The 23,464-nt window shown below is 70.0% G+C and carries 21 protein-coding genes; 17 read left to right on the top strand and 4 right to left on the bottom strand.

The features are described from left to right. Window positions 1-125 precede the first annotated feature (125 nt). Complete coding sequence (locus IE290_RS29065; RefSeq protein ID WP_191247857.1) at window positions 126-1,157, bottom strand: LacI family DNA-binding transcriptional regulator; 1,032 nt, start codon at window positions 1,155-1,157, stop codon at window positions 126-128. A gap of 349 nt (window positions 1,158-1,506) precedes the next feature. Between IE290_RS29065 and IE290_RS29060 the strand changes: the two genes are divergently transcribed. From IE290_RS29060 to IE290_RS29000, 13 genes are all read left to right on the top strand, one after another. Beyond that, complete coding sequence (locus tag IE290_RS29060) at window positions 1,507-2,601, top strand: sugar ABC transporter substrate-binding protein (protein WP_191247856.1); 1,095 nt, start codon at window positions 1,507-1,509, stop codon at window positions 2,599-2,601. A 62-nt stretch (window positions 2,602-2,663) separates the two neighbouring features. After that, window positions 2,664-4,160 carry a sugar ABC transporter ATP-binding protein gene (locus IE290_RS29055; protein ID WP_191247855.1) on the top strand — a complete coding sequence of 499 codons (1,497 nt, stop codon included), beginning with the start codon at window positions 2,664-2,666 and terminating at the stop codon, window positions 4,158-4,160. After that, complete coding sequence (locus IE290_RS29050; protein WP_191247854.1) at window positions 4,157-5,206, top strand: ABC transporter permease; 1,050 nt, start codon at window positions 4,157-4,159, stop codon at window positions 5,204-5,206. The genes IE290_RS29055 and IE290_RS29050 overlap by 4 nt, the downstream gene beginning before the upstream one ends. Continuing rightward, window positions 5,203-6,186: an ABC transporter permease gene (locus IE290_RS29045; RefSeq protein WP_191247853.1), complete on the top strand. Its 984-nt coding sequence runs from the start codon at window positions 5,203-5,205 to the stop codon at window positions 6,184-6,186. Before IE290_RS29050 ends, IE290_RS29045 begins: the two co-directional genes overlap by 4 nt. A 25-nt stretch (window positions 6,187-6,211) precedes the next feature. After that, window positions 6,212-7,009, top strand: coding sequence for an SDR family NAD(P)-dependent oxidoreductase (locus tag IE290_RS29040; RefSeq protein ID WP_191247852.1), 798 nt, complete (start codon window positions 6,212-6,214; stop codon window positions 7,007-7,009). Window positions 7,010-7,041: 32 nt separating this feature from the next. Beyond that, window positions 7,042-7,773, top strand: coding sequence for an SDR family NAD(P)-dependent oxidoreductase (locus IE290_RS29035; RefSeq protein ID WP_191247851.1), 732 nt, complete (start codon window positions 7,042-7,044; stop codon window positions 7,771-7,773). Window positions 7,774-7,868: 95 nt separating this feature from the next. Then, complete coding sequence (locus tag IE290_RS29030) at window positions 7,869-8,966, top strand: zinc-dependent alcohol dehydrogenase (RefSeq protein WP_191247850.1); 1,098 nt, start codon at window positions 7,869-7,871, stop codon at window positions 8,964-8,966. Then, window positions 8,963-9,841: an NAD(P)-dependent oxidoreductase gene (locus tag IE290_RS29025; RefSeq protein ID WP_191247849.1), complete on the top strand. Its 879-nt coding sequence runs from the start codon at window positions 8,963-8,965 to the stop codon at window positions 9,839-9,841. The genes IE290_RS29030 and IE290_RS29025 overlap by 4 nt, the downstream gene beginning before the upstream one ends. Then, window positions 9,838-10,809: a zinc-dependent alcohol dehydrogenase gene (locus IE290_RS29020; protein WP_191247848.1), complete on the top strand. Its 972-nt coding sequence runs from the start codon at window positions 9,838-9,840 to the stop codon at window positions 10,807-10,809. Before IE290_RS29025 ends, IE290_RS29020 begins: the two co-directional genes overlap by 4 nt. 10 nt (window positions 10,810-10,819) lie before the next feature. Next, complete coding sequence (locus tag IE290_RS29015) at window positions 10,820-12,070, top strand: M24 family metallopeptidase (protein WP_229874766.1); 1,251 nt, start codon at window positions 10,820-10,822, stop codon at window positions 12,068-12,070. A 19-nt stretch (window positions 12,071-12,089) separates the two neighbouring features. Continuing rightward, window positions 12,090-13,550, top strand: coding sequence for an NAD-dependent succinate-semialdehyde dehydrogenase (locus IE290_RS29010; protein ID WP_229874765.1), 1,461 nt, complete (start codon window positions 12,090-12,092; stop codon window positions 13,548-13,550). Continuing rightward, the gene (locus IE290_RS29005) at window positions 13,547-14,464 is read left to right on the top strand and encodes a sugar phosphate isomerase/epimerase family protein (protein ID WP_229874764.1); all 918 of its coding nucleotides are present in this window, start codon (window positions 13,547-13,549) and stop codon (window positions 14,462-14,464) included. The genes IE290_RS29010 and IE290_RS29005 overlap by 4 nt, the downstream gene beginning before the upstream one ends. Then, the gene (locus IE290_RS29000; protein ID WP_191247847.1) at window positions 14,461-15,303 is read left to right on the top strand and encodes a mycofactocin-coupled SDR family oxidoreductase; all 843 of its coding nucleotides are present in this window, start codon (window positions 14,461-14,463) and stop codon (window positions 15,301-15,303) included. The genes IE290_RS29005 and IE290_RS29000 overlap by 4 nt, the downstream gene beginning before the upstream one ends. A 19-nt stretch (window positions 15,304-15,322) precedes the next feature. On the opposite strand, the gene IE290_RS28995 is transcribed toward IE290_RS29000, so the two are convergent. Together IE290_RS28995 and IE290_RS28990 are read right to left on the bottom strand one after the other, a co-directional pair. Beyond that, window positions 15,323-16,012, bottom strand: a complete 690-nt coding sequence (locus tag IE290_RS28995; protein ID WP_191247846.1) for a GntR family transcriptional regulator — start codon at window positions 16,010-16,012, stop codon at window positions 15,323-15,325. Window positions 16,013-16,027: 15 nt separating this feature from the next. Beyond that, window positions 16,028-16,537: a VOC family protein gene (locus IE290_RS28990; protein WP_191247845.1), complete on the bottom strand. Its 510-nt coding sequence runs from the start codon at window positions 16,535-16,537 to the stop codon at window positions 16,028-16,030. Between the two features lie 112 nt (window positions 16,538-16,649). Here IE290_RS28990 and IE290_RS28985 point away from each other — a divergent pair, with 112 nt between their 5' ends. The 4 genes from IE290_RS28985 to IE290_RS28970 are packed head-to-tail and all read left to right on the top strand — an operon-like array spanning window position 16,650 to window position 22,286. Next, window positions 16,650-18,830 carry an alpha-ketoacid dehydrogenase subunit alpha/beta gene (locus IE290_RS28985; protein WP_191247844.1) on the top strand — a complete coding sequence of 727 codons (2,181 nt, stop codon included), beginning with the start codon at window positions 16,650-16,652 and terminating at the stop codon, window positions 18,828-18,830. Between the two features lie 42 nt (window positions 18,831-18,872). After that, a complete protein-coding gene (locus IE290_RS28980) occupies window positions 18,873-20,105 on the top strand; it encodes a dihydrolipoamide acetyltransferase family protein (RefSeq protein WP_191247843.1) in 1,233 nt (410 codons plus the stop codon). Between the two features lie 41 nt (window positions 20,106-20,146). Then, window positions 20,147-21,514, top strand: coding sequence for a dihydrolipoyl dehydrogenase (gene lpdA, locus IE290_RS28975; protein WP_191247842.1), 1,368 nt, complete (start codon window positions 20,147-20,149; stop codon window positions 21,512-21,514). Between the two features lie 34 nt (window positions 21,515-21,548). Then, window positions 21,549-22,286: a lipoate--protein ligase family protein gene (locus IE290_RS28970; RefSeq protein ID WP_191247841.1), complete on the top strand. Its 738-nt coding sequence runs from the start codon at window positions 21,549-21,551 to the stop codon at window positions 22,284-22,286. A gap of 70 nt (window positions 22,287-22,356) precedes the next feature. Here the strand turns inward: IE290_RS28970 and IE290_RS28965 are convergent, their stop codons facing one another. Next, window positions 22,357-23,451, bottom strand: coding sequence for a substrate-binding domain-containing protein (locus IE290_RS28965; protein WP_191247840.1), 1,095 nt, complete (start codon window positions 23,449-23,451; stop codon window positions 22,357-22,359). Window positions 23,452-23,464: the final 13 nt, after the last annotated feature.

Raw genomic sequence — 23,464 nt, 5'->3', positions numbered from 1 at the left:
CTTCGCGCCTGGCGGCGCTGGGGCCCGGGGCCCCTGTGTTCGTCGGGAAGCGCGGGTCGGGGGCTTCTTTCGCATTTGCTTTGGGGTCGGACTCCCAGGTGCCCGGCAGGGGGCGAGCCCCCTCGTCAGGGCGTGAATGGGGCTGTTGAGCGGCGGATGATCAGTTCTGGGGGTAGCCGGACCATCGAGGCCTCGGGTGGGTCCTCGGACAGCTGCTCCAACGCCAGGCGCGCGACTCGGCGGCCCAGTTCTGATGCGGGCAGTCTGATCGTGGTCAGCGGGGGATCGATGTGGTCCGCCAGCGGCGCGTCGTTGTACCCGACGATGGAGATGTCGCGAGGGCAGCTCAGGCCGGCCTCCCGCAGCGCGTCCATGGCGCCGACCGCCATCTGGTCGTTGTGGGCGAAGATGGCCGTTGGCCGCTGGCCGCCCGCCGCCAGCAACTCCGCCGTCAGCCGGCGTCCCTCCTCGACCGTCGGGCTCGCGGCGACGAGACCGGAACCGACCTCGCGCGCAGTCGTTTCGGACAGCACGGAGTGGAACCCCGCCGACCGGCCGCTGAACGACGAGACATCCTCTGGCCCGCGCAACTGGGCCACGTCCTGGTGGCCGAGCTCGACGAGGTGCTGGGCCGCGAGCCGCCCGCCCAGGCGGTCATCGTGCGTCACCGTCGGGAAGTTGCCTCCGTCGACACTCCGCACCGCGAGGACGACCGGAGTGCTCGCGGCCGCCGCTCGAACGAGCTCCAGGTCGCCCTGATGAGCCGCGGTGAGGATGATCGCGTCGACCCGGCGGCGCGCGAAGTGCCCGAGGATCTCCTGCATCGTACGGGCGTCGTCGTGGGTCTCGGCGATGAGAAGCATCAGGCCTTCGTGGCGGATCACCTGCTCGATGGCCCGCAGGATCGGCGGCAGGAACGGGTTGGACACATCCGCCACCACCATCCCGATCAGGCCGCTCGAACCCGTGCGAAGACTCCGCGCCATCGCGTTCACCTGATAGCCGAGCTCAGCGGAGATCCGGAGGATCCGATGCCGCGTCTCCTCGCTGACCAGATGACTTTTCGCCGGGTCCAGAGCTCGCGACGCGGTCGTCGGATGCACACCGGCCAGCGCCGCGACGTCCTTCAGCGTCGGACCCGCTTCACGCGCTCTCATTGCTGCCCCCGCCCGTCGTCATCTCCGCAAACGATAGCAGCGCTGAACCCGATGCGGTATGCGCCGGGGCGACGAGTGTTCTCCCCGTCCAGTGGCACCCCAGGGGTAGCGCAGCAATCGATAGCACTCCCCGGCCCAGTCGATCACTTGTGACCCTTGACACTGGCGACAGTTGCCATCTACCGTCCACTGCTATCGATTGCAGAAGTCGCTCGGGGCCATCGGGCCGCCCGGGCGGGAACCATGTCGGACGTCGATCGGACAACGCATGTCGAGCCGGGCACCAGGGCTCTTTTCCGACCGGGTTTGCAAACGATTGCAGACCCGGCGCGAGGCACAGGAGAAGCACGTGAACAAGAACCGCCGCACCCTTGGGATCACCGTCGCCCTGGCATTGACCGGCGCGACGCTCGCCGCCTGCGGGGACATGGGCGCCGCCGGCAGCGGCGACGGCGCACGCAGCGTTGTCGTCTTCATGCCCCCGGGCTCGGACAACTACCTCGCCGAGTGGCAGCGAGGCGCCCGGGCGGAGGCCGAAAAGCTGGGCCTCGACATCAAGATCCTCGAGAACCAGTTCAGCCAGCCCGAGCAGGACACGCAGGTGCAGCAGGAACTGGGCAGCGGGCGCAAGCCGGACGCCTACGTGTGGTGGCCGGTCGACAACGCCGCGGGTCTCGCCTCACTGAAGAAGCTGCACGACAGCGGGGTCCCGACCTTCCAGACCAACCAGAACCCCGACGACCGCGGTCTCGAATACATCGTGGCTTACGCCGGTGTGGACGACTTCGAGAACGGCGACGTGTCGGGGCGGCTGGCCGTGCAGGCCCGCGACCAGCTCAAGGAGGGCGGCGCTCCGCTGCACTCCGCCGGCGGCAACGCCATCGCGATCACCTTTCCCGCGGGCTACGGCGCCACCCAGGACCGCATGGACGGCTTCGGCAAGGGCATCGGCGGATCCGGCATCCAGGTCATCGCCGAAGCTCCGGCTGGCTTCGACCAGACGACGGGCTACAAGGTCGGCGCACAACTGATCGCGGCGAACAAGGCGAAGGGCATCGACATCGTCTACGCCCAGAACGACGCCCTCGCCGACGGCGCCATCCAGGCACTCGAGGAGGCCGGCTACCAGCCCGGCAAGGACGTCGCGGTCATCGGCGGCAACTGCCACGGCGACTTCACCAACCTCCAGGCGGGCAAGCAGTTCGGCACCGGTCTCCAGGCCGCCAGGCTGGAGGGCCAGTACACGATCGACGTGGTGCACGCCTACCTGAAGACCGGCCAGGTCAAGGATGGCGAGAACCGTCCGGGCGCGTCCCCGGACCAGGCTCCGGCGGTCGACTCGGTCTCGCGGTTCAACTTCATCCCGAACCCGATGGTGCACTCCGCCGAGGTGCAGTCCACCAGCCTGTGGGGTCACAAGATGACCGACCTGTGCACGTACTGACCGCCACCCCACGTTCCCCACGAGATGCGAGGAATCCGGTGTCCACAGAGCCCTATCTGCGGATGGCAGACATCGCCAAGAGTTTCGGCGCGGTGCACGCGCTGAAAGGCGTGAACTTCGAGCTCCGCGCCGGCGAGGTGATGGCGCTGGCCGGTGAGAACGGCGCCGGCAAGAGCACCCTGGTGAAGATGCTGTCCGGCATCCACCGCCCGGACAGCGGCGAGATCCGCATCGACGGCCGGCGGGTCGACATCCACTCGTCGCGCCGGTCCGCGGAGGTCGGCGTCGCGGTCGTCCAGCAGGAACTCAGCGTCGTGCCCACGATGACGGTCGCCGAGAACGTGTTCCTCGGCAACGCGGACAGCGGCCAGAACTGGAGCGGACGACGGCTCGCCGCCCGCGCGAAGGAGCACCTGCGGACGGTCGGCCTCGACTACGTCGACCCGCGGACCCCGGCGGGCACGCTTTCGGTCGCCGAGCAGCAACTCGTCGAGGTGGCTCGCATGATCGCCCGCGACGCCCGCATCCTCATCCTCGACGAGCCCACGGCGGCGTTGTCCGACACCGAGATCGAGCGGGTCAAGGCCGTCGTGCGAAGTGTGGCCGCCGAAGGCAGGTCGGTCATCTACGTGACCCACCGGCTCGGCGAGATCTTCGAGCTGGCGAACCGGGTCACGGTGTTCCGCAACGGCGAGAGCAGCCCGCCGCTCGAGACGGCCGAACTCGACGTCGACGGCCTGATCACGAAGATGCTCGGGCGCCGGCTGGAGAACATGTTCCCCGACCGGGTCGCCGGACGCACGTTCGGCGCGACCGTCCTGTCCGTGTCGCGGATCGCCGCGGCGGGCCTGGCCGAGCCGATCAGTCTGGAGGTCCGCGCGGGGGAGATCGTCGGTCTCGCCGGCCAGGTGGGCAGCGGCGCCACTCCGCTCCTCGAGGCGATCGCGGGCGCGCGGCACAGCGACAGCGGGAGCGTGACGCTGGCCGGCGCGCCCGTGAAGTCCAGCAACCAGCACGCCGCCATCCGCGCGGGCATCGCCTACTGCTCCGGCGACCGCAAGCGCGACGGGATGTTCGGCATCCGTCCCGTCTCGGAGAACCTGACCTCGGCCTCACTCGCCAAGGTCACGCCGGGCGGATGGCTCAACCGTGCGCGCGAGCGCCGGATGGGCACCGAGATCGCGCAGGCGTTCAGCTTCGACACCAAGCGCCTGAAAGCGCTCGCGTCGACGCTCAGCGGCGGCAACCAGCAGAAGATCGTGCTGGGCAAGTGGCTCGGGATCGAGCCCCGGGTCCTGCTCATCGACGAGCCGACCCGAGGGGTGGACGTCGGCGCCCGCGCCGAGATCTACCGGCACCTGCGCAAGCTCGCCGACGAGGGGCTGGCCATCCTCTGCGCCTCGTCCGACGCCCAGGAGGTGCTCGGCCTGGCCGATCGCGTCGGCTCGCTGTATCGCGGGCGCCTGGTCGCCTTCCGCGACGCCGAGGACGTCGACTACGCCCAGCTCACTGCCGACATCACGCACCCCGAGGGTGCGCGCGAGGAGGTCGCGTCATGACCGTTCCCCACGGCGATCTGGCCGAACCGGACACCGAGCCGGCACCGGCGACCCCCGGCCCGGCCAGGGTGCGATCCACCGGAACCGGTGGCCCGAAAGCGCCGAGGTGGGTGCCGAACAGGCGCAACCTGCCGGTCGCCGTCATCGTCACCCTCGCGGTCGCTGTCCTCGCTGCCGGTGCGCTGGCGACTCCCGCCTTCCTCACCGCCGAGAACGTCCTCAACATCGTCCGGGCGGCGTCGGTCGTCGGCATCGCCGCGCTCGGGATGACCTTCATCACCATGTCCGGCAACTACTTCTCGATGTCGGTCGAGCAGACCGCGGCGTTCAGCGCGGTCAGCTTCGCGATGCTGATGAACACCGGCATCGGCTGGCTCCTCAGCGTGGTGTGCGCCCTGCTCCTCGGCGCGGTCGTCGGCATCGCGCAGGGCCTGGTGGTGGCCGCGGGAGCGAACCCCATCATCACCACACTCGGCGCCGGCGCCGCCCTGTTCGGTCTGGCGTCGGTGATGACCGACCAGAAGCAGGTCAACATCCAGGACAACACGGCCCTGTTCATCGGCACCGGCCGTCCGCTCGGCGTCCCCGTGCAGACCTGGGCGCTGATCCTGCTCACCGTCGTCTTCTCGGTCGTGCTCATCCGGACCCGGACCGGACGCCAGATGACGCTCGTCGGCGCCAACCGGCACGCCGCGAAGGCCAGTGGCCTCAACGTCAAGCTCGCGTCGCTGACCGCGTTCACGATCTCCGGGGTCGCCGCCGGGCTCGCGGGTGTGTTCGCGGCCGCGCAGACCAGCCGCGGGATCGTCAACCAGTTCCCCGACTTCAACACCGAGGTGATCGCGGCGGTGCTGGTCGGCGGGACGCTGGTGCAGGGCGGACGCGGGTCGATGTGGCAGACCTGTCTCGGCGCGATCTTCATCGCCATGGTGTCCAACCTGCTGGCGCTCCGCGGGTACAGCTTCGGCGTTCGCATCACCGTCGAAGGCGTCGCCGTCGCCATCGCCGTCAGCACCTACGCACTCGCCCGGAGGCGGTCGGCATGACCATCCGCAAGAAGATCGACAGTGACCTCGCCGTCCGTCTCGGCATCGCAGTCGTCCTGTTCGCCTACTTCGCGATCACCCTCCCGGTGTTCACCTCGACCGGCAACATGTTCACGGTCATGGAGGGCTTCGCCTTCCTCGGTCTCATCGCACTCGGTGTCGGCCTGACGGTCATGGCGGGCGAGCTGGACCTGTCGATCGCGTCGGTCGCCGTACTCGGCGGCGTCGTCGCCGTCAAGCAGGCCGAGCACGGCATCTTCGTCGCCGTCCTGTCCGCACTGGCCGTCGGGGTCGTCCTCGGTGTGGCGCAAGGCATCGCCATCTTCTGGCTGAAGATCAACTCCTTGGTCTTCACCATCGGAACGCTCGTCGCGTTCCGCGGCGTCGCCTACCTGCTGTCCGATTCGAAGACGATCATCGTGCCCGATCTGGACATCGCCGACCTGGTGTCGAAACAGCTGTACATCTTCTCGCCCTTCAGCATCCTGACGATCGTCGTGCTGCTCCTGACCGGTCTCTTCCTCGCCTACACGAGGTGGGGCAAGGAGATCGGCGCGGTCGGCGGCGGGCGGGTCGAGGCACTCGCCGCCGGAATCCCGCTGTGGCGGCCCCTGGTGATCGCGTTCGGCACGTCCGGTGCGATGGGCGCGCTCGTCGGCGCCATGCTCAGCCTCAAGTCCGGCTCGGCCTCGCCGACCGAGTTCGCCGATCTGCTGCTCCCCGGGGTGACCGCCGCACTCATCGGCGGGGTGAGCCTTCGCGGTGGCCGCGGCACCGTCCTGGGCATCGCGGCCGGCACGCTCACCCTCCGGTTCATCGTCAGCGGGCTGAGCATCCAGGGCAGCGCCGTCTACGTCGCGAACTTCGCGATCGGCGTCCTCGTCCTGGTCGTCCTCGCCGTGGAGCTGTTCAAGGATTCCGACGCCACCAAGCGCTGGTTCGCGCGACTGTCGAGCGAACGAGCACGTCCAACCCCATGAGAACGAGAGTGCGAGGACAACTGCAGTGAGCGATTTCCGAAGCGTCGCAGGCAAGACCGCGATCGTCACCGGCTCGTCGCGGGGGATCGGGGAGGGTATCGCCGAGACCCTGGCGTCGGAGGGCGTGCACGTCCTCCTCGCCGACGTGCGGGAGGAGGTGCACGCCACCGCCGAGCGCATCGCGAAGGAGCACCCGGACGTCAAGATCGCCTCCCGGGTCGTCGACGTGTCGATCGAGGAACAGGTCGAGGCCGTGGTCGCCGACGCCGTCGCCGAGTTCGGCCGGCTCGACATCATGGCCAACAACGCCGGGATCCACGTCACCCCGGCCGACGTCGTGGACACCCGCATGAGCGACGTCGACAAGCTGCTCGCCGTCAACTACAAGGGAATCTTCCACGGCTGCAAGCACGCCGGACGGCAGATGATCGCCCAGGGGCGGGGCGGCAGCATCGTGAACACCGGTTCCTTCTTCGGCAAGGTCGGCCATCCGGGTTCCGCCGCCTACGGCGCCAGCAAGAACGCGGTGCACACCCTCACCATGTCGCTGGCAGTGGAGCTCGCGAAGCACGGCATCAACGTCAACGCGCTCTGCCCCGGCCTCGCGGCCACCGAGATGCACTGGGCGTTCGTCGAGTCCGACGCGAAGGAACGCGGCATCACCTTCGACGAGATGAAGCAGATCGAGCTCGACACCATTCCGCTCGGCCGCTACGGCTACGGGTCGGACATGGCCGGCGCCATCATGTGGCTGGCCTCGAAGTCCGGCTCCTACGTCACCGGCCAGTGCATCAACGTCAACGGCGGTCTCGACTTCACGTGACCGCCTTCCCGCTCCAGAACCCGGAGGAACCGATGCCCCGCCTCAACGGAAAGCACGCACTGGTCACCGGTGGCGCACGCGGCATCGGCCGGGCCATCGCCGAACGCTTCATCGCCGAAGGCGCGGTGGTGACGATCGCCGACATCCGCGAACCGGAGGGACAGCGCGCCGCTGATGCCTTCGGGGCCCGGTTCACGCGGATGGACGTCACCGACGCCGACGCCTGGGAGAGCGCCGTCGCGGAGGCGTGGACGCGTCAGCCGATCGACGTCCTGGTCAACAACGCCGGCGCGGTGATCAGCTTCGATCCCCTCGAAAAGACCTCGGTGGAGACCTTCCGCCACGTCGTCGACCTCAACCTCACCAGCTGTTTCCTCGGCATGCGCACCGTCATCCCGCGGATGCTCGAGGCGGGATGCGGTTCGGTCATCAACATCTCGTCCATCTCCGGCGTGGTCGGGCACGACGTGGCACCGGCCTACCAGGCCGCCAAGGGCGGCGTCCGCACGCTGACGAAGAACGCCGCCGTCACCTTCGCCGCCCGCGGTGTCCGGGTCAACTCCATCCACCCCGGCATCATCGCGACCCCGATGGTCGCCGAGCAGCCCGCCTGGGCGACCGAGGCGTTCGTCGCCGCCACCCCGATGGGCGCTCCCGGCGAGCCCGACGACATCGCCCACGCCGCGGTCTACCTCGCCGGCGAGGAGTCCCGGTTCGTCACCGGCGCGGAGATGTACGTCGACGGGGGCTTCGTCGCCCAGTGACCACTGCCGCTCCGCACCGCTGACCGCCGCACCAGCCGCCACCACTGGCACGACTCGACCCGCTCGAGCGTGCAAACGATTGCAGGAGTATCCACATGAGAGCCGCCGTCTTCCACGACCGGGACGACATCCGCATCGAGGACGTCCCCGAACCGACCTGCGGACCCGGGGACCTGGTGCTGGAGGTGAGCGCGGTCGGCATCTGCGGAACCGACGCCCACGAGTACCACAGCGGGCCGCACATGTTCCCCATCCACCAGCAGCACCCGGTCTCCCGCCACGTCGGCCCGATGATCCCGGGGCACGAGTTCTCCGGTGTCGTCCGTGAAGTGGGCTCGGACGTCTCCGGCTTCGCGGTCGGCGACCTCGTCGTGTCCGGCGCCGGCATCGCCTGTGGTGAGTGCGTCCAGTGCCGGCGCGCCCGCACCAACCTCTGCGAGCGGTACTCCACGGTCGGGCTGCAGCGCGACGGCGCGCTGGCCGAGTACGTGTCCACCCCGGCGGCGAACTGCCTCCAGGTCGCTCCCTACGGCCTCACCCCGGACGCGGCCGCCCTGGCCCAGCCCATGTCGATCGCCGTGCACGCGATGCGCCGCGGGCGTCTGACCGGCGCGGACGACGCGGTGATCGTCGGAGCCGGCGGCATCGGCGCCTTCCTGACCTTCGCGGCGAACTCGGTCACCGGCAACCTCATGGTGATCGACATCGACGAGCAGCGGCTGAAGATCGCCGATGCCCTGGGGGCGCCGCACGTACTGCGCACCGGTGACCCGGACGAGGCGCGCGCCGCCGTCAGCGACGCCGGCCTCGACCCGACGGTGGTCTACGAGGTGTCCGGGACCCCGGCCGGGCTGCGGACCGCGTTGTCGATCCTGCCCCGCGGCGGTCGTCTGGTCATGGTGGGCCTGCAGGGCAGGCCGGTCGAGTGGGACGTGCGGACCCTGAGCCTGATCGAGCACGAGGTCATCGGCACCAACGCGCACGTCTTCGCCACCGACATGCCGACCGCGCTGGAGCTGCTCGCGTCCCGGCTCGACCCGTGGACCGACATCGCACCGATCGCGCTGTCACTCGACGAGCTCGTCCCGGAGGGTTTGCAGCCGCTGGTGGAGCGCCGCAGCACCCGGATCAAGACCCTCATCGACCCGCACGCGGCCACGACTCGCGAGACCCGAATGGTGGCCGGAGCATGAGCACCGTCGCGTTCCTCGGCCTCGGCCGGATGGGGCTGCCGATGGCGGCCAACCTGGCGAAGGCCGGGCACCAGCTGCGCGTGTGGAACCGGACCGCGTCCAAGGCCGCCGACTTCGCCCGCGAGAACAACGCGATCGCCGCGGAAACCCCCCGTGCCGCTGCCGCCGGCGCGGACTTCGTCATCACCATGCTCGCCGACGACGCCGCCCTCCTCGACGCCCACCGCGGCCCGGACGGCATCCTCGCGGGCATCCGGGCCGACGCGATCGCGATCGACATGAGCACGGTCTCACCCCGGACGGTGCTCGCGTTGCGGGACGAGGTGGCCGAAGCCGGCGCCCACTTCGTGGATGCTCCCGTCTCCGGCAGCACCGCCGCCGCGACCGCGGCCTCGCTCACGATCATGGCCGCCGGTGATGAGGACATCGTCGACCGGGCGCGACCGATCCTGGCCGGCCTGGGCAGCCTCATCGTCTACATGGGACAGAGCAGCCGCGGCGCCGTCATGAAGCTCGCGGTCAACTCCATCGTGCACAGTCTCAACGGTGCCGTCTCCGAGGCGCTCGTGCTCGCCGAGAAGTCCGGCATCCCGCGGGAGCAGGCGTATCGGGTCTTCCTCAACAGCGCCGTCGCGGCCCCGTTCGTCCAGTACCGGCAAGCCGCGTACGAACGTCCCGACGAGACGCCGGTGGCCTTCCGGCTGGCCCTGGCCGAGAAGGATCTCCGGCTCGCGCTCGAGGTCGCGGATCGTGCCGGTGCGCCGATGCCGCAGGCCGAAACGAACCGGCGGCTGCTGCAGGAGGCCGTCGACGCCGGCTATGCGGACCTGGACGAGTCGGGCCTGGCGGAATACCTCCGCAGGGAGAAGCCATGAAGGCGCTCGTCTACACCGCCCCCGGCGTCGCCGAGGTCCTCGAACGCGAACGACCCGCGCCGGGCCCGTCGGAGGTGCTGGTGCGGATGGTCACCGTCGGCATCTGCCACTCCGACTTCGACCTGCTCGCGGGCAACTACGTGCTGCCGCTGGAGTTCCCGCTCGTTCCGGGCCACGAGTGGCACGGGCGCGTGGTCGAGATCGGCTCGGCGGTGACGACCTTCGCCGTCGGTGACCGCGTCGTCGGCGAGTGCTCGGTGGCGGCCGACGAGCACTTCGGGTTCACCCACGACGGCGCGCTCGCGGAGTACTTCACCGCGCCGGCCGCCTGGCTGCACCGCATCCCGGACACGATCGACGACACGGTCGCCGCGCTGATCGAACCGTTCATCGTCGCCTACGGCGCGACCCGCGAGTTCGACGGCGGTGACGTCGTGGCGGTCCTGGGCGCCGGCCCGATCGGCCTGCTGGCCACGGCGTCGGCGGCCGCGAAGGGCGCCAGGACCATCGTCGTCGAACCCGACGCCGGCCGCCGCGAGCTGGCGGTAAAGCTCGGCGCCGAGCACCTCGTCGACCCGCTGGCCGGCGATCCCACCGAGCAGGTGCTCGAGCTGACCGGCGGCCGGGGCGCCACCGGTGTCGTGGAGTGTTCCGGCAACACGGCGGCGCAGGCGAGCGCGCTGACCATGGCCGCCTACCACGCACAGCTCAACTACGTCGGCATCAACGTGGGCGGGATCGCCCAGGCCGAACTCGGGCTGATCATGGGCAGGGAACTGCGCATCCGCGGCTGCGTGGGCTCCTTCGGCACCTCCTGGGACGCCACCATCCGCTTCGTCGAACGCCTTCCCGTGGACATCTCCGCGCTGGTGTCGAAGCGGTTCGCGCTCACCGACTCCCTGGCCGCGCTCGAGGCCGCCAAGGACCGCACCAACGTCAAGGTCCACATCCACAACCCCGCCGTCTGAAGGATCTCCAGTGACCACGCGAGCACCCCAGCCCCTGCCCGCCCCCGGGCACATGGGCGTCGACTACGAGGAGCGCGTCGACTTCGACCGCCTCCGCCGCTACCGCCTGGACCGCGCGAAAGCCGCGCTGGAGAGCAGCGAGTGCGGCGCGTTCCTGCTCTTCGACTTCTACAACATCCGGTACACCACGCAGACCTGGATCGGCGGCGCGCTGGGCGACAAGATGATCCGCTACGCCTTGCTGGCCCGCGACGAGGACCCGGTGCTCTGGGACTTCGGGTCGGCGGTCAAGCACCACAAGAAGTACTCCCGGTGGGTCCCCGAGGAGAACTACCGCGCCGGGTTCCTCGGCTTCCGCGGCGCCGTCGCACCCTCGGTCGGCCTGATGGCCGAGGCGGTCGCCGAGATCAAGTCGATGCTGACCGAGGCCGGGGTCGCCGACATGCCGGTGGGTGTGGACATCGTCGAGCCGCCGTTGCTGTTCGAGATGGAGCGGCAGGGCCTGCGCGTGGTCGACGCCCAGCAGCTGATGCTGGACGCCCGCTGCATCAAGTCGGCCGACGAGATCATGCTCCTCAACCAGGCGGCCGCGATGGTCGACGGGGTCTACCAGGACATCGTCGAGATGCTCAAGCCCGGCGTGCGGGAGAACCAGATCGTCGCCCACGCGAACAAGCGGCTCTACGAGATGGGTTCCGACCAGGTCGAGGCCGTCAACGCGATCTCCGGGGAACGGTGCAACCCACACCCGCACAACTTCACCGACCGGCTCATCCGGCCCGGCGACCAGGCGTTCTTCGACATCATCCACTCCTACAACGGCTACCGGACCTGCTACTACCGCACCTTCGCGGTCGGCAGCTCCACCCCGGCCCAGCGCGACGCGTACAAGAAGGCCCGGGAGTGGATGGACCGGGGCATCGAGGGCATCAAGGCCGGCGTCGGCACCGACGAGGTCGCCGCCCTGCTGCCCGCCGCCGAGGACTTCGGCTTCGGCAGCGAGATGGAGGCGTTCGGCCTGCAGTTCGCCCACGGCCTCGGCCTCGGGCTCCACGAGCGGCCCATCATCTCGCGCCTCAACTCGATGAAGGAGCCGGTGGAACTCCAGGTGGGCATGGTCTTCGCGCTCGAGACCTACTGCCCGGCGGCCGACGGCTTCTCCGCCGCCCGGATCGAGGAGGAGATCGTCGTTACCGAAGACGGTCCACGTGTCCTGACCCTGTTCCCCGCGCAGGATCTCGTCGTCACCAACCCGTACTGACCACAGAAGAGGACTACCCGTGAACGATCTCGACGACATCATCAAAGCGCTCGGACCAGTCCCGCTGGGACCCGTCATCGGTGGCAAGCCGGCCGATGGCGACGGTGTCATCGAAGTGAGGGATCCCGCGACGGAGAACGTCATCGCCGAGGTGGCGAACGGCACCGTCGCCGACGCCGTCGCCGCGGTGGACGTCGCGCAGGAGGCGATGGGCGGCTGGACGGCGAGCAGCCCGCGGTTCCGCAGCGACGTGCTCCGGCGGGCCTTCGACCTGATGACCGCCCGCGCCGAGGCGCTGGCCCGCCTGATCGTGCTGGAGAACGGCAAGTCGCTCCCCGACGCCCGGGCCGAGGTCGCCTACGCGGCCGAGTTCTTCCGCTGGTACTCCGAGGAGGCCGTCCGCCTCTCCGGCGCGATCGAGCACGCCCCGGCCGGCACCAACAAGATCGTCGTGCTGCGCCAGCCGATCGGGGTGTCGCTGCTGATCACGCCGTGGAACTTCCCGGCGGCCATGGCGACCCGCAAGATCGGCCCGGCCCTGGCCGCGGGCTGCTCGGTCATCCTGAAGCCCGCGTCCGAGACGCCGCTGACCGCGCTCGCGATCGTCGCCATCCTCGCGGAGGCCGGCGTCCCCGACGGTGTCGTCAACATCGTGCCCTCGACGCGCTCCGACGACCTGAGCTCGACGCTGCTCGATCACGACCTGGTCCGCAAGGTCTCCTTCACCGGCTCCACCGAGGTGGGCCGCGTCCTGCTCGGCCACGCGTCGCGGACGGTGGTGTCCGCGTCCATGGAGCTCGGCGGCAACGCGCCGTTCCTGGTGCTGCCCGACGCCGACCTCGACGAAGCCGTCGCCGGCGCGCTGGTCGCCAAGCTGCGCAACGGTGGCTCGGCCTGCACCGCCGCGAACCGGTTCATCGTCCACTCCGCCATCGCCGAGGAGTTCACCAGGAGGTTCGCGGCCGCGGTCGAGCCGCTCGAGGTCGGCCCCGGGCTCGTCGAGAGCACCAAGATCGGTCCGCTGGTCAACGCGAAAACCCGGGACAAGGTCGCCGAGCTGGTCCAGTCGGCGCTCGACGCCGGAGCGGTCCCGGCGGCCGGCGGGTTCGCACCGGACCGGATCGGCTACTACTACGCGCCGACCGTGCTCGGCGGAGTGCCGCAGGACGCCCACATCCTGTCCCAGGAGATCTTCGGTCCGGTCGCACCCGTGGTCACCTACGACGACCTCGACGAGGCCGTGGCCCTCGCCAACCGCACGGAGTTCGGTCTCGTGTCCTATGTGTACACCGGCGACCTGCGTACCGGGATGCGGGTCGCCGAGCGCCTCGACTCCGGCATGGTCGGGCTCAACCGTCCGGTGGTCTCCGACCCCGCGGCTCCCTTCGGTGGCACCAAGCAGTCCGGCCTCGGGCGCGAGGGCGGGCACGAGGGCATGCTCGAGTTCACCGAAAGCAAGTACGTGGCGGTGGACTGGTGACCACGACCGAACACACATCGGGTCCACCGCCGGCGATGATCGCCACCTGCTGGACGAGCGCGGGGAACGTCGCGCCCATGGACGCCGACGAGCGCAGCCCGCTGCCGATCGAAGAGCGGGTCCGGGCGGTCGCCGCGGCCGGCTGGGACGGCATCGGCATCGCCCAGGACGACCTGCGCGAAGTGCGGGACACCATCGGGTTCCCCGCGCTGCGCGAGCTGATCGCCGACGCGGGCATCGCGCAGACCGAAGTCGAGCTGCTGACCGACTGGTGGACCACGGATGCCCGCCGGGCACGCTCCGACGAGACCCGGCAGCTGCTCCTCGACGCCGCCGAAGAGCTCGGCGCCAACCACATCAAGGTCGCCACCACGTACGGCGATCCGGCCGAGGACCTGACGCCGTTCGTGCGGCCGTTGCGCGAGCTGTCCGCGCAGGCGGTCGATCGCGGCACCCGCATCGCCATCGAAGGCATGCCGTTCTCGCTGATCGGCAGCGTTCCCGCCGCGGCCGAGCTGGCGCACGCGGTCGGGCATCCGGGCTGCGGCGTGATCGTGGACAGCTGGCACGTGTTCCGGGCCGGCACCACGCTCGCCGAGCTCGAAGCCGCGCTGACGCCCGACATCCTGTTCGGCGCCGAGCTGGACGACGCCGACGCCACGGTGCGGGGGAGCCTGTTCGAGGACACCATCCACCACCGCCGGCTGTGCGGCGAAGGGGTTTTCGACCTCGTCGGGCTGGTCGAGACGCTCACCCGCGCCGGCTGGACCGGCGGCTGGGGGGTGGAGATCATCTCGCGCGAGCACCGCGCCCTCCCGATCGACGAAGCGCTCACGCGCGCCATCAGCACGGCCCGCCCGATCGTGCGGGCCGGGATCGCCGCCGCACGGGCAGACACCGAGGAGAACCGATGACCTACAACCTCGACGGCAAGGTCGCGTTCGTCACCGGCGGTGGCCGGGGACAGGGCCGCTCACACGCGATCGCCTTCGCCCGCGCCGGCGCGAAGGTCGCCTTCTGCGACTTCACCGGATCCTTCGACCACACCGCCTACGCGATCAACCGTCCGGGCGACATCGCGGAGACCGAGAAGCTGGTCAACGCCGCGGGCGGCGAATGCCTCGCGATCGAGGCCGACGTCCGGTCGCTGCCGGAGATGCAGCGGGCCGTCGGCGAGATCGTCGAGCGGTGGGGACGTCTCGACATCGCGGTCGCCAACGCCGGTATCGACTCCTACACCCCGGTCCAGGCCATGGCGGCGCAACAGTGGCAGGACACCATCGACGTCAACCTCACCGGCGTCTTCAACACCATCCGCGCCGCCTCCCCGCAGATGATCGAGCAACGCGGTGGCTCCATCGTCGGGATCTCCTCCAGCGTCGGCAAGGTGGGCACGGCGAACAACCCGGCCTACATCGCGTCGAAGTGGGGTGTCATCGGGCTCGTCAAGGCGGCCGCCGCCGACCTCGGCCCGCACTTCGTGCGCGTGAACGCCGTCTGCCCCGGCTACATCAGCACGGAGATGATCGACAACGGCACGCTGCCGCCCCTGTTCTTCCCGGACAACCCGGACGCGACCGAGGACGACGTCACCGCGTACGTGAACTGGGCTGTGCACACCATCCCAGCCGGCCGCCTGGACAGCGAAGAGGTGTCCAACGCGGTTCTCTTCCTGTCCTCGGACCAGTCGCGCTACATCAGCGGCTCGACGATCGACGTCAACGCCGGGTGGAGCGCTCGCTTCACCGCCTGACCGCACGACCGGCCCGGCATCAGGACTCCGCCGGGCCGGTTTCGTGCGCGATCGACGCGAGGAATTCGGGGCTGCGCGCCAGCTCCACCCGCGTGCGCTGGATGTGCAGCGCGAGCACGTTCGAAGCGCTGGCGGTGTCGCCGCTCGCGATCGCCTCGATCAGCAGCCGGTGCTCGGTGTTGACCGCCCAGGTGCCGCGATCGCCCATCCGGCGCGCGAACTCGCGCCGGTAGTGCTGAGTCGTGTCCCACAGCCGCTCCACCATGCTCGCCAGGTAGGGAGTGCGGTTCCCGGCGTAGGTCGCCCAGTGGAGTTCGCGGTCGAGCGCCATGAACCGTTCGAGGTCGTCGTTCGCCTCGATCTCCTCCTGGATCTCGCGCAACCGCGCGACCACGGCCGGACCGAGCCGGGCCATGCTGTCCGTCAGGAGCAGGGGCTCGATCCGTTCCCGGATCTGGTAGGTGATCGTCAGGTTGTGCAGGTCCATCTGGGTGACCCACGCGCCCGAGTTGGCGCGAATCTCGACCAGGCCACGCGACTCCAGGATGCGCAGCGCCTCGCGCACCGGAATCCGGCTGGCGGAGAACTCGTCGGCCAGCTCGTCCTGCTTGATCCGGGTCCCCGGAGGCAGCCGCCCGGCGAGAATGCGCTCGCGCAGGACCTCGGCGATGCGCTGACTCGCAACCGGCGAGGCACCTGTCGCGGTCACGGACACTCCTTCCGGTCAGTCGAACGCGGCAGGGTCGTGATCGAAGGCCTTGCCGCCGGGGTAGGAGACTAGCTCGAACTGCATCCCCCACGGGCTGAGGAAGTACACCCAGCGCTGTCCCTCGCTCGCGTTCCTGCTCGCGGTCGGCTCACCCATCACCGTCAACCCGTTGGCGTGCAGGGCCGCCACGGCGGCGTCGAGGTCCTCGACGTAGATCGCGACGTGGTGGCCCCCGACGTCGCTGTTGCGGGGCGGCTCGCTCCGCTGATCGGGTGCCTCGTACTGGAACACCTCGAAGATCGCCTGGCCGCCGAGCCGGTAGAAGTGCAGCCGCCGCATCACCGCCCGGTCGTCCACGCCCAGGTGCACGCTCATCCAGTCGTCGTCGTGCTGGTACGGCCCCAGCCGGTACAGGTACTCGCACCCGAGGACCTCGGTGAAGAAGGCGTGCGCCTGGGCGAGGTCGGGGACGGTGACACCGAAGTGATCGACCCGCCGGACGCCGGGGATCCGCGTGGCAGTCATGTCATCTCCCGCTTGCAATGGATACATTCGACCGCCTACGGTAGAGAAATCAGCGGATGAACGCCAGCGGTAACCTCTAAATGGATCCATTGACAGTTTTGGGAGAAGCGCGATGACGACGCACACGGACCTGGTCCCCGGCGCACCCTGGGTGGAGCTCACCACCGGCGCGCGGGACTGGTCGGAGGCCGATCCGGATGTGCTTCTGCAGCTGCTCGGGCGCGCCCAGTGGATCCGCTCGTTCGAGGAGTACGTGCTCGAACTCGCCGGCCAGGGCCTCATCCACGGCCCGGCCCACTCCAGCGTGGGTCAGGAGGGCGGCGCCGTCGGCTCGATCCTCCCGCTGCGCTCGGACGACTTCGTCAACGGATCCCACCGCGGCCACCACCAGTTCCTCGCCAAGGCGGTCGGCCACGTCCTCCAGCCGAAGCCCGGTGCCCTTCCGGAGATCACGCCCGAGGTGCACGAGGTGTTCCGCCGCACGCTCGCCGAGATCTGCGGCCTCGCCGACGGCTTCTGCCGCGGGCGCGGCGGGTCCATGCACCTGCAGTGGCGCGAGGCCGGCGCGATGGGCACCAACGCCATCGTCGGTGGCGGCGTCCCGCAGGCCGCCGGCTTCGCCTGGAACATGAAGCACGCCGGAACGGACGCCGTCTCGGTCACCTACTTCGGCGACGGGGCGGTCAACATCGGCTCCGTCCTGGAGACCTTCAACCTCGCGGCCGCCTGGAAGCTGCCGGTCTGCTTCTTCATCGAGAACAACCAGTACGCCGTCTCGACGCCGGTCGCCAAGGCCACCGCGGAGACCCGGCTTTCCGCGCGCGGCCCGGGCTTCGGCATCCCGAGCTGGCGCGTCGACGGCATGGACGCGCTCGCCGTGCACACCGCGATGACCGAGGCGGTCGGCCACATGCGCGCCGGCCACGGCCCGACGATCATCGAGGCCGATCTCTACCGGTACTACCACCAGAACGGCGCCTTCCCCGGTTCCGCCTTCGGCTATCGCTCCAAGGCCGAGGAAAAGGCGTGGCGGGAGCGCGACGCCATCGACCAGCTGCGCGCGGCCGTCGTCGAGCGCGGCCTGCTCACCGCCGAGGCGATCGACGCGGCGAAAGCCGAGGCCGACGCCGTCATGTCCGGCATCGGTGACGGACTGCTGGAGCCGGTCGCCGGGGGCAAACCGGGACAGCGCCGCATCCGGGCCGACCTGTGGCCCGACACCGGCTTCGTCGACGTCGGCGTCCGCGGTGACCTCTCCGAGCTCGACGGGCTCCGGTTCGAGGACCAGGACGAGTTCACCGGTGAGCTCGGCGAGCGGCGGTTCATCGACGTCGTCAGCGACGTGATGGGACGGCGGATGGAGACCGACAGCCGCATCGTCGTGATGGGTGAGGACGTCGACGGTCTCAAGGGCGGCACCAACGGCGCGACGAAGCGTGCCCTCGAGCTCTTCCCCGACCGGGTCCTCGGCACACCGATCAGCGAGAACGCGTTCGCCGGGCTCGGCGGCGGGATGGCGCTCGACGGCAGGTTCCACCCGGTCGTGGAGTTCATGTACGCCGACTTCATGTGGGTCGCCGCGGACCAGTTGTTCAACCAGATCGCCAAGGCCCGCCACATGTTCGGCGGGGAAAGCGCTGTCCCGTTCGTGCTGCGCAGCAAACTCGCCGCCGGGACCGGCTACGGCTCCCAGCACTCGATGGACCCCGCCGGCATCCTGACCACCGCGCCCGGGCTGCGAGTGGTCGCCCCGTCCACGCCCTACGACTACGTCGGGTTGATGAACACCGCGCTCGCCTGCGAGGACCCGGTGGTCGTGCTCGAGCACGTCGACCTCTACACCTCAACCGGCGTCGGCCCGGTCGAGGACCTCGACTACCACCTGCCCGTCGGCAAGGCGGCCGTGCGCCGGGAGGGCTCCGACCTCACGGTCATCTCCTACCTGTCCATGGTCGGCCACTGCCTGGAGGCGCTCGACCAGGTCCCCGAGCTCTCCGCCGACCTCATCGACCTGCGCTGGCTGGACCGCGCCTCCCTCGACTGGGCGACGATCGAGGAGAGCGTGCGGAAGACCAACCGGGTCCTCCTCGTCGAGCAGGGCGCGATCGGCACCTCCTACGGCGGCTGGCTGGCCGACGAGATCCAGCGCCGCCTCTTCGACTGGCTGGACGCCCCCGTCGAGCGGGTCACCGGCGCCGAGGCGTCACCGAGCATCAGCAAGGTGCTCGAGCGCGCCGCCATCGCGAAGACCGACGAGGTCGTCACCGCCCTGCGGCGCATCGCCGCCGAGTGACCCCGCCCCAACCGCTACCGACTGAGAGACGAGGACGATTCCATGGCTGAGCTGTTGCCGGTGCCGGAGGTGGCTGCCGGAGCGACCGAGGTCGTCGTCGGCGAGTGGCTCGTCGACGTGGGGGACGAGTTCAAGGCGGGCGAGGCGATCGCCGTCATCGAGACCGAGAAGGCGGTCGTCGAGATGGAGGCAGAGAAGGGCGCCACACTGCTGCGCGCTCTCGTGGAGCCCGGCTCGACCGTCGACGTCGGAGCGCCCATGGCCCTGCTCGGCAGCGCCGACGAGCTCACCGCGGACCTCGACGCCCTGCTCGCCGAGCTGGGCGTGAACGGGCCGGGCCCCTCCCGCGTTCCCAGTACCGAGCCGCCCGCTGTCCGGCCGATCGGCACGACCGAGCAGTCGCGGGTCTTCATCACCCCCATCGCCCGCAAGCTGCTGCGGGAGGCCGGGCTCAGCCCCGACGGCCTGACCGGGAGCGGTCCCCACGGCCGCATCCGGCGCCGGGACGTCGAGGCCCTCGTCGCCGCCGCACCGGCGACGAGCGGGGGCCGCGACGAATCGCCGGCACCGGTCGCGCCGGCCACCGAGGCGGTGACCGGCTGGACCGACGTCGAGCACACGCGACTGCGGCGCGCGATCGCGCGACGGCTCACGCAGAGCAAGCAGGAAATCCCGCACTTCTACGTCAAGCGCACCGCGGTTCTCGACGAACTGCTCGAGCTGCGTGGCCGGATCAACGCCACCTCGCCCGCGAAGATCTCGGTCAACGACTTCCTCATCCGGGCCATCGCCGTGGCACACACGCGGGTGCCGGACGCGAACGTCATCTGGACCGACGACGCCCTGCGCCGCTTCGACAGCGTCGACATCTCGGTGGCCATCGCCTCCGGGCGGGGTCTGGTGACCCCGGTGCTGCGCGGCGTCGAGAAATCCTCGCTCTCGGCGATCTCTGCCCAGGTGAAGACCCACGTCGAGCGGGCCGACGCCGGCCGCCTCCAGCAGGAGGACCTCGAGGGCGGTTCGATCACCATCTCGAACCTCGGCATGTACGGGGTCGACGAGTTCTCGGCCATCATCAACCCGCCCCAATCGGCGATCCTCGCCGTCGGGGCCGGCCGCCCCACGCCGGTCGTGGTGGGGGACGAGGTGACGGTCCGCACCGCGGTCCAGCTCGTGATGTCGGTCGACCACCGCGCGATCGACGGCGCACTCGCGGCGCAGTGGATGGACGCCCTCGTCACCGCGATCGAGAACCCGCTGAGCCTGGTCGTCTGACCACGGCCGCGACCCACGACCAATACCGGCCAGGAGAGATCATGACCCACGACTTCGACGTCGTCGTCCTCGGCGGCGGCAGCGGTGGCTACGCGACCGCCCTGCGCGCCGCCCAGCTCGGAAAGTCGGTCGCGCTCATCGAGCGCGACCGGCTCGGCGGCACCTGCCTGCACCGCGGCTGCGTGCCGACCAAGGCGCTGTTGCACGCGGCCGAGCTCGCCGACGCCGCGCGGGCCGGCTCCGCACACGGCGTCCGGACCACGTTCGAGGGCATCGACATGGCCGGCGTCAACGCCTATCAGAACGGGGTCGTCGACCGCCTCCACCAGGGCCTCCAGGGACTCGTGAAGGCGGGCGGGATCACCCTGGTCTCCGGCGAGGGGAAGCTGGCCGGCCCGACGACCGTGGACGTCGAGGGGGAGCGCTACACCGCCACCGACCTCGTCCTCGCGACCGGCTCCACCGCCCGCACCCTGCCCGGCCTGGAGACCGGCGGCCGCGTGATCACCAGCGACGACGCGCTGCGGCTCACCGAGGTGCCCGCCAGCGTCGTCATCATCGGCGGCAGCGTCATCGGCGTGGAGTTCGCGTCCGTGTGGAAGTCCTTCGGCGCCGAGGTCACGATCGTCGAGGCACTTCCATCGCTGGTCCCGCTGGAGGACCCGGCCATCGGCAAACAGCTGGAGCGCGCGTTCCGCAAGCGCGGCATCCGGTTCCGCACCGGCACCCGGTTCAACGCCGTCGAGCAGACCCGCGACGGCGTGCTGGTGAGTCTGGACAACGGCGACACGATCCCGGCCGACCTCGTGCTCGTCGCGGTCGGTCGCGGCCCCGCGTCCGCGGGACTGGGGTTCGCGGAGAACGGAATCCGGCTCGACCGTGGCTGGGTCGCGACCGACGAGCGGCTGCGCACCTCGGTGCCGCACGTGTACGCGGTCGGCGACCTGGTCGCCGGCCTCCAGCTGGCTCATCGCGGCTTCGCTCACGGCATCTTCGTCGCCGAGCAGATCGCCGGACTGAACCCGCCGCCGGTCGAGGACAGCAGCATCCCGCGCGTCACCTACTGCGACCCCGAGATCGCGTCGGTCGGCCTCACCGAGTCCCAGGCGCGCGAGCGGTTCGGCGATGTCGGCACCTACGAGTACCACCTGGGCGGCAACGGCAAGAGCCAGATCCTGGGCACCACCGGTTTCGTGAAGCTGGTTCGCGAGCCGGACGGCCCCATCGTCGGGGTCCACATGATCGGGGCCCGCATGGGCGAGCAGGTCGGCGAGGCGGCGCTGATGGTCAACTGGGAAGCCCTCCCCGACGACGTCGCCCGCTTCATCCACGCCCATCCCACGCAGAACGAGGCGCTCGGCGAAGCGGCTCTCGCGCTGTCCGGGAAGCCCCTGCACGCCCATGGATGAGCCGGTGCGGCTGCCCATCTGGTAGGCAGGTCGTATGCGGTTGCACGCCGGCAGGGCCGGTGCTTCGGAGGTCGCGGAGCTCGCTGTCACTTCCGCATTGCTGCGCCAAGCCGCTGACGAGGAAATCCCGGAGACGCTGCGCGTCTACCGTCCCGCCGGCCCGGCAGTGGTGTTCGGCCGCCGGGACACGCACCGGCCGGGGTTCCCGGCCGCCGTCGAGTCGGCCGTCGCGGCAGGGTTCGAGACGTGCGTCCGCGGCGTCGGCGGGCGCGCGGTGGCCTACACCGGCAACGCGCTCGTCATCGACCACGTCCGGCATCAGACGCCTGCCGCGGCAGGGCTCAACGACAGGTTCGCCCGCTTCGGTGACCTCTACGCAGCCGCGCTCCGCGAGCTGGGTGTCGACGCACGGGTCGGTGCCGTCCCCGGTGAGTACTGCGCGGGAGAGCACAGCGTCAACGCCCGCTCGGTCGTGAAGCTCGTCGGCACGGCGCAGCGCGTCGTGCGCAACGGGTGGCTGTTCAGCGCGCTGATCGTCATCGACGACGCCGAGCCCCTCCGGCGTGTGCTGACCGACGTCTACGCCGCGCTCGACCTGCCGTTCGACCCGGACACCGTCGGCTCGGTCGCGGACGAGGTCCCGGGCTGCGGAGTCGCCGAAGTCGAGCACCGGATCCGGGCCGCGCACGGCGTGTGCTCCCGGCCGGCGACCCCGTTCGAGAGCAGCACCCTCGCGGCCGCGCAGGACCTGTTGCCGCGCCACCTCGTGTGAACCCCGGGAACGCGCACACGGTTGTGGGCCGCCGGACACTTCGCCGACGGCCCACAACCGGATGGGTGATCTACTTGAGACCGACCTGGTCGGCGGTGTAGAAGCCCCGGTCGACCAGGACCGGCTTCACGTCGTCGTCGCGCACCAGGCTCAGGTCGAAGAGCTTGGTCCGGACCTTCGTGGTCCCGTTGTCGTACTCGGTGTCGCCCGCCGGGAAGCCCTTTCCGTCGAGCTGGTCGGCGACGAGCTCAGCCGTGCCCTTGGCCAGTGTCTTGTAGTCCAGGTACACGGTCGAGTACTGCTGACCCGCGAGGATCGCCTTGACCGAGTCCACTTCGGCGTCGCCACCGGTCAGCAGAGGCCAGCGGTCGGTGCCGGGGCTGAAGCCGGAGCTGGTGAGAGCCGAGATGACGCCGCGGGTCAGACCGTCGTAGGGAACCCAGACCGCGTCGAGCTTCGCACCGCCGGAGTAGGTCTTGGTGATGATGTTCTCCATGCGCTTCTGGGCCGTCTCGGGGTTCCAGTTCAGCGTCGCGGACTGGTCGAAGGTGTCCTGGCCGGACAGGACGCGCAGTGTCCCGCGGTCGAGGTAGGGCTGGAGGGTCGACCGGTAGCCCTCCCACATGTCGTGCGCCACCGAGTCGATCGGGCTGCCGTTGACGATCTCGATGTTGAACGGGCCCGTCTTCCCGGTGTCCTTGCCGTCCGCGTCCTGGATGCCCAGGCCCTGGAGGATGGCGGTGCCGCTCAGCGCGCCGTACTTCTTGTAGTCGAACGTCGTGTAGAAGTCGACGGCGTCGGTCTGCTGCAGGAGCCGGGTGTAGGCGACCACCGGGATGTTGCTCGCCTTGGCGTCGGCGAGCGGGCCGCCGAGAGCTTTGCCGTCCACCGCCACCACCACGAGCGCTTTGACGCCCTTGGTGACCATGTCCTCCAGTTGGGACACCTGGGTGGGCGCGTCGTCGTTGGCGTACTGGACCGAGGTGTCGTAACCGCGTTCTTTGAAGGTCGCGGTCATCTGGTCGGCCTCGATCTGCCAGCGGGCGTTGGTGGTGCTGGGCATCAGGATGCCGATGGTTCCACTGTCACCGGACTCACCCCCGCCACATCCGGCGAGCGCTGTGGCGAGCGCCAGGCCGGTGACGGCCAACAGGACCTTTTTCACGGACGTTGTCCCT

The sequence above is a fragment of the Amycolatopsis deserti genome, assembly GCF_014653945.1.
Taxonomy (GTDB): domain Bacteria; phylum Actinomycetota; class Actinomycetes; order Mycobacteriales; family Pseudonocardiaceae; genus Amycolatopsis_E; species Amycolatopsis_E deserti.
This window is presented reverse-complemented; position numbering and strand designations above follow the sequence as displayed.

Coding starts and splice junctions, on each gene's coding strand:
- IE290_RS29065 (WP_191247857.1), bottom strand. CDS start 1,157: ATGAGAGCGCGTGAAGCGGGTCCGACGCTGAAGGACGTCGCGGCGCTG.
- IE290_RS29055 (WP_191247855.1), top strand. CDS start 2,664: ATGGCAGACATCGCCAAGAGTTTCGGCGCGGTGCACGCGCTGAAAGGC.
- IE290_RS29050 (WP_191247854.1), top strand. CDS start 4,157: ATGACCGTTCCCCACGGCGATCTGGCCGAACCGGACACCGAGCCGGCA.
- IE290_RS29045 (WP_191247853.1), top strand. CDS start 5,203: ATGACCATCCGCAAGAAGATCGACAGTGACCTCGCCGTCCGTCTCGGC.
- IE290_RS29035 (WP_191247851.1), top strand. CDS start 7,042: ATGCCCCGCCTCAACGGAAAGCACGCACTGGTCACCGGTGGCGCACGC.
- IE290_RS29030 (WP_191247850.1), top strand. CDS start 7,869: ATGAGAGCCGCCGTCTTCCACGACCGGGACGACATCCGCATCGAGGAC.
- IE290_RS29025 (WP_191247849.1), top strand. CDS start 8,963: ATGAGCACCGTCGCGTTCCTCGGCCTCGGCCGGATGGGGCTGCCGATG.
- IE290_RS29020 (WP_191247848.1), top strand. CDS start 9,838: ATGAAGGCGCTCGTCTACACCGCCCCCGGCGTCGCCGAGGTCCTCGAA.
- IE290_RS29000 (WP_191247847.1), top strand. CDS start 14,461: ATGACCTACAACCTCGACGGCAAGGTCGCGTTCGTCACCGGCGGTGGC.
- IE290_RS28990 (WP_191247845.1), bottom strand. CDS start 16,537: ATGACTGCCACGCGGATCCCCGGCGTCCGGCGGGTCGATCACTTCGGT.
- IE290_RS28985 (WP_191247844.1), top strand. CDS start 16,650: ATGACGACGCACACGGACCTGGTCCCCGGCGCACCCTGGGTGGAGCTC.
- IE290_RS28980 (WP_191247843.1), top strand. CDS start 18,873: ATGGCTGAGCTGTTGCCGGTGCCGGAGGTGGCTGCCGGAGCGACCGAG.
- lpdA (WP_191247842.1), top strand. CDS start 20,147: ATGACCCACGACTTCGACGTCGTCGTCCTCGGCGGCGGCAGCGGTGGC.
- IE290_RS28970 (WP_191247841.1), top strand. CDS start 21,549: ATGCGGTTGCACGCCGGCAGGGCCGGTGCTTCGGAGGTCGCGGAGCTC.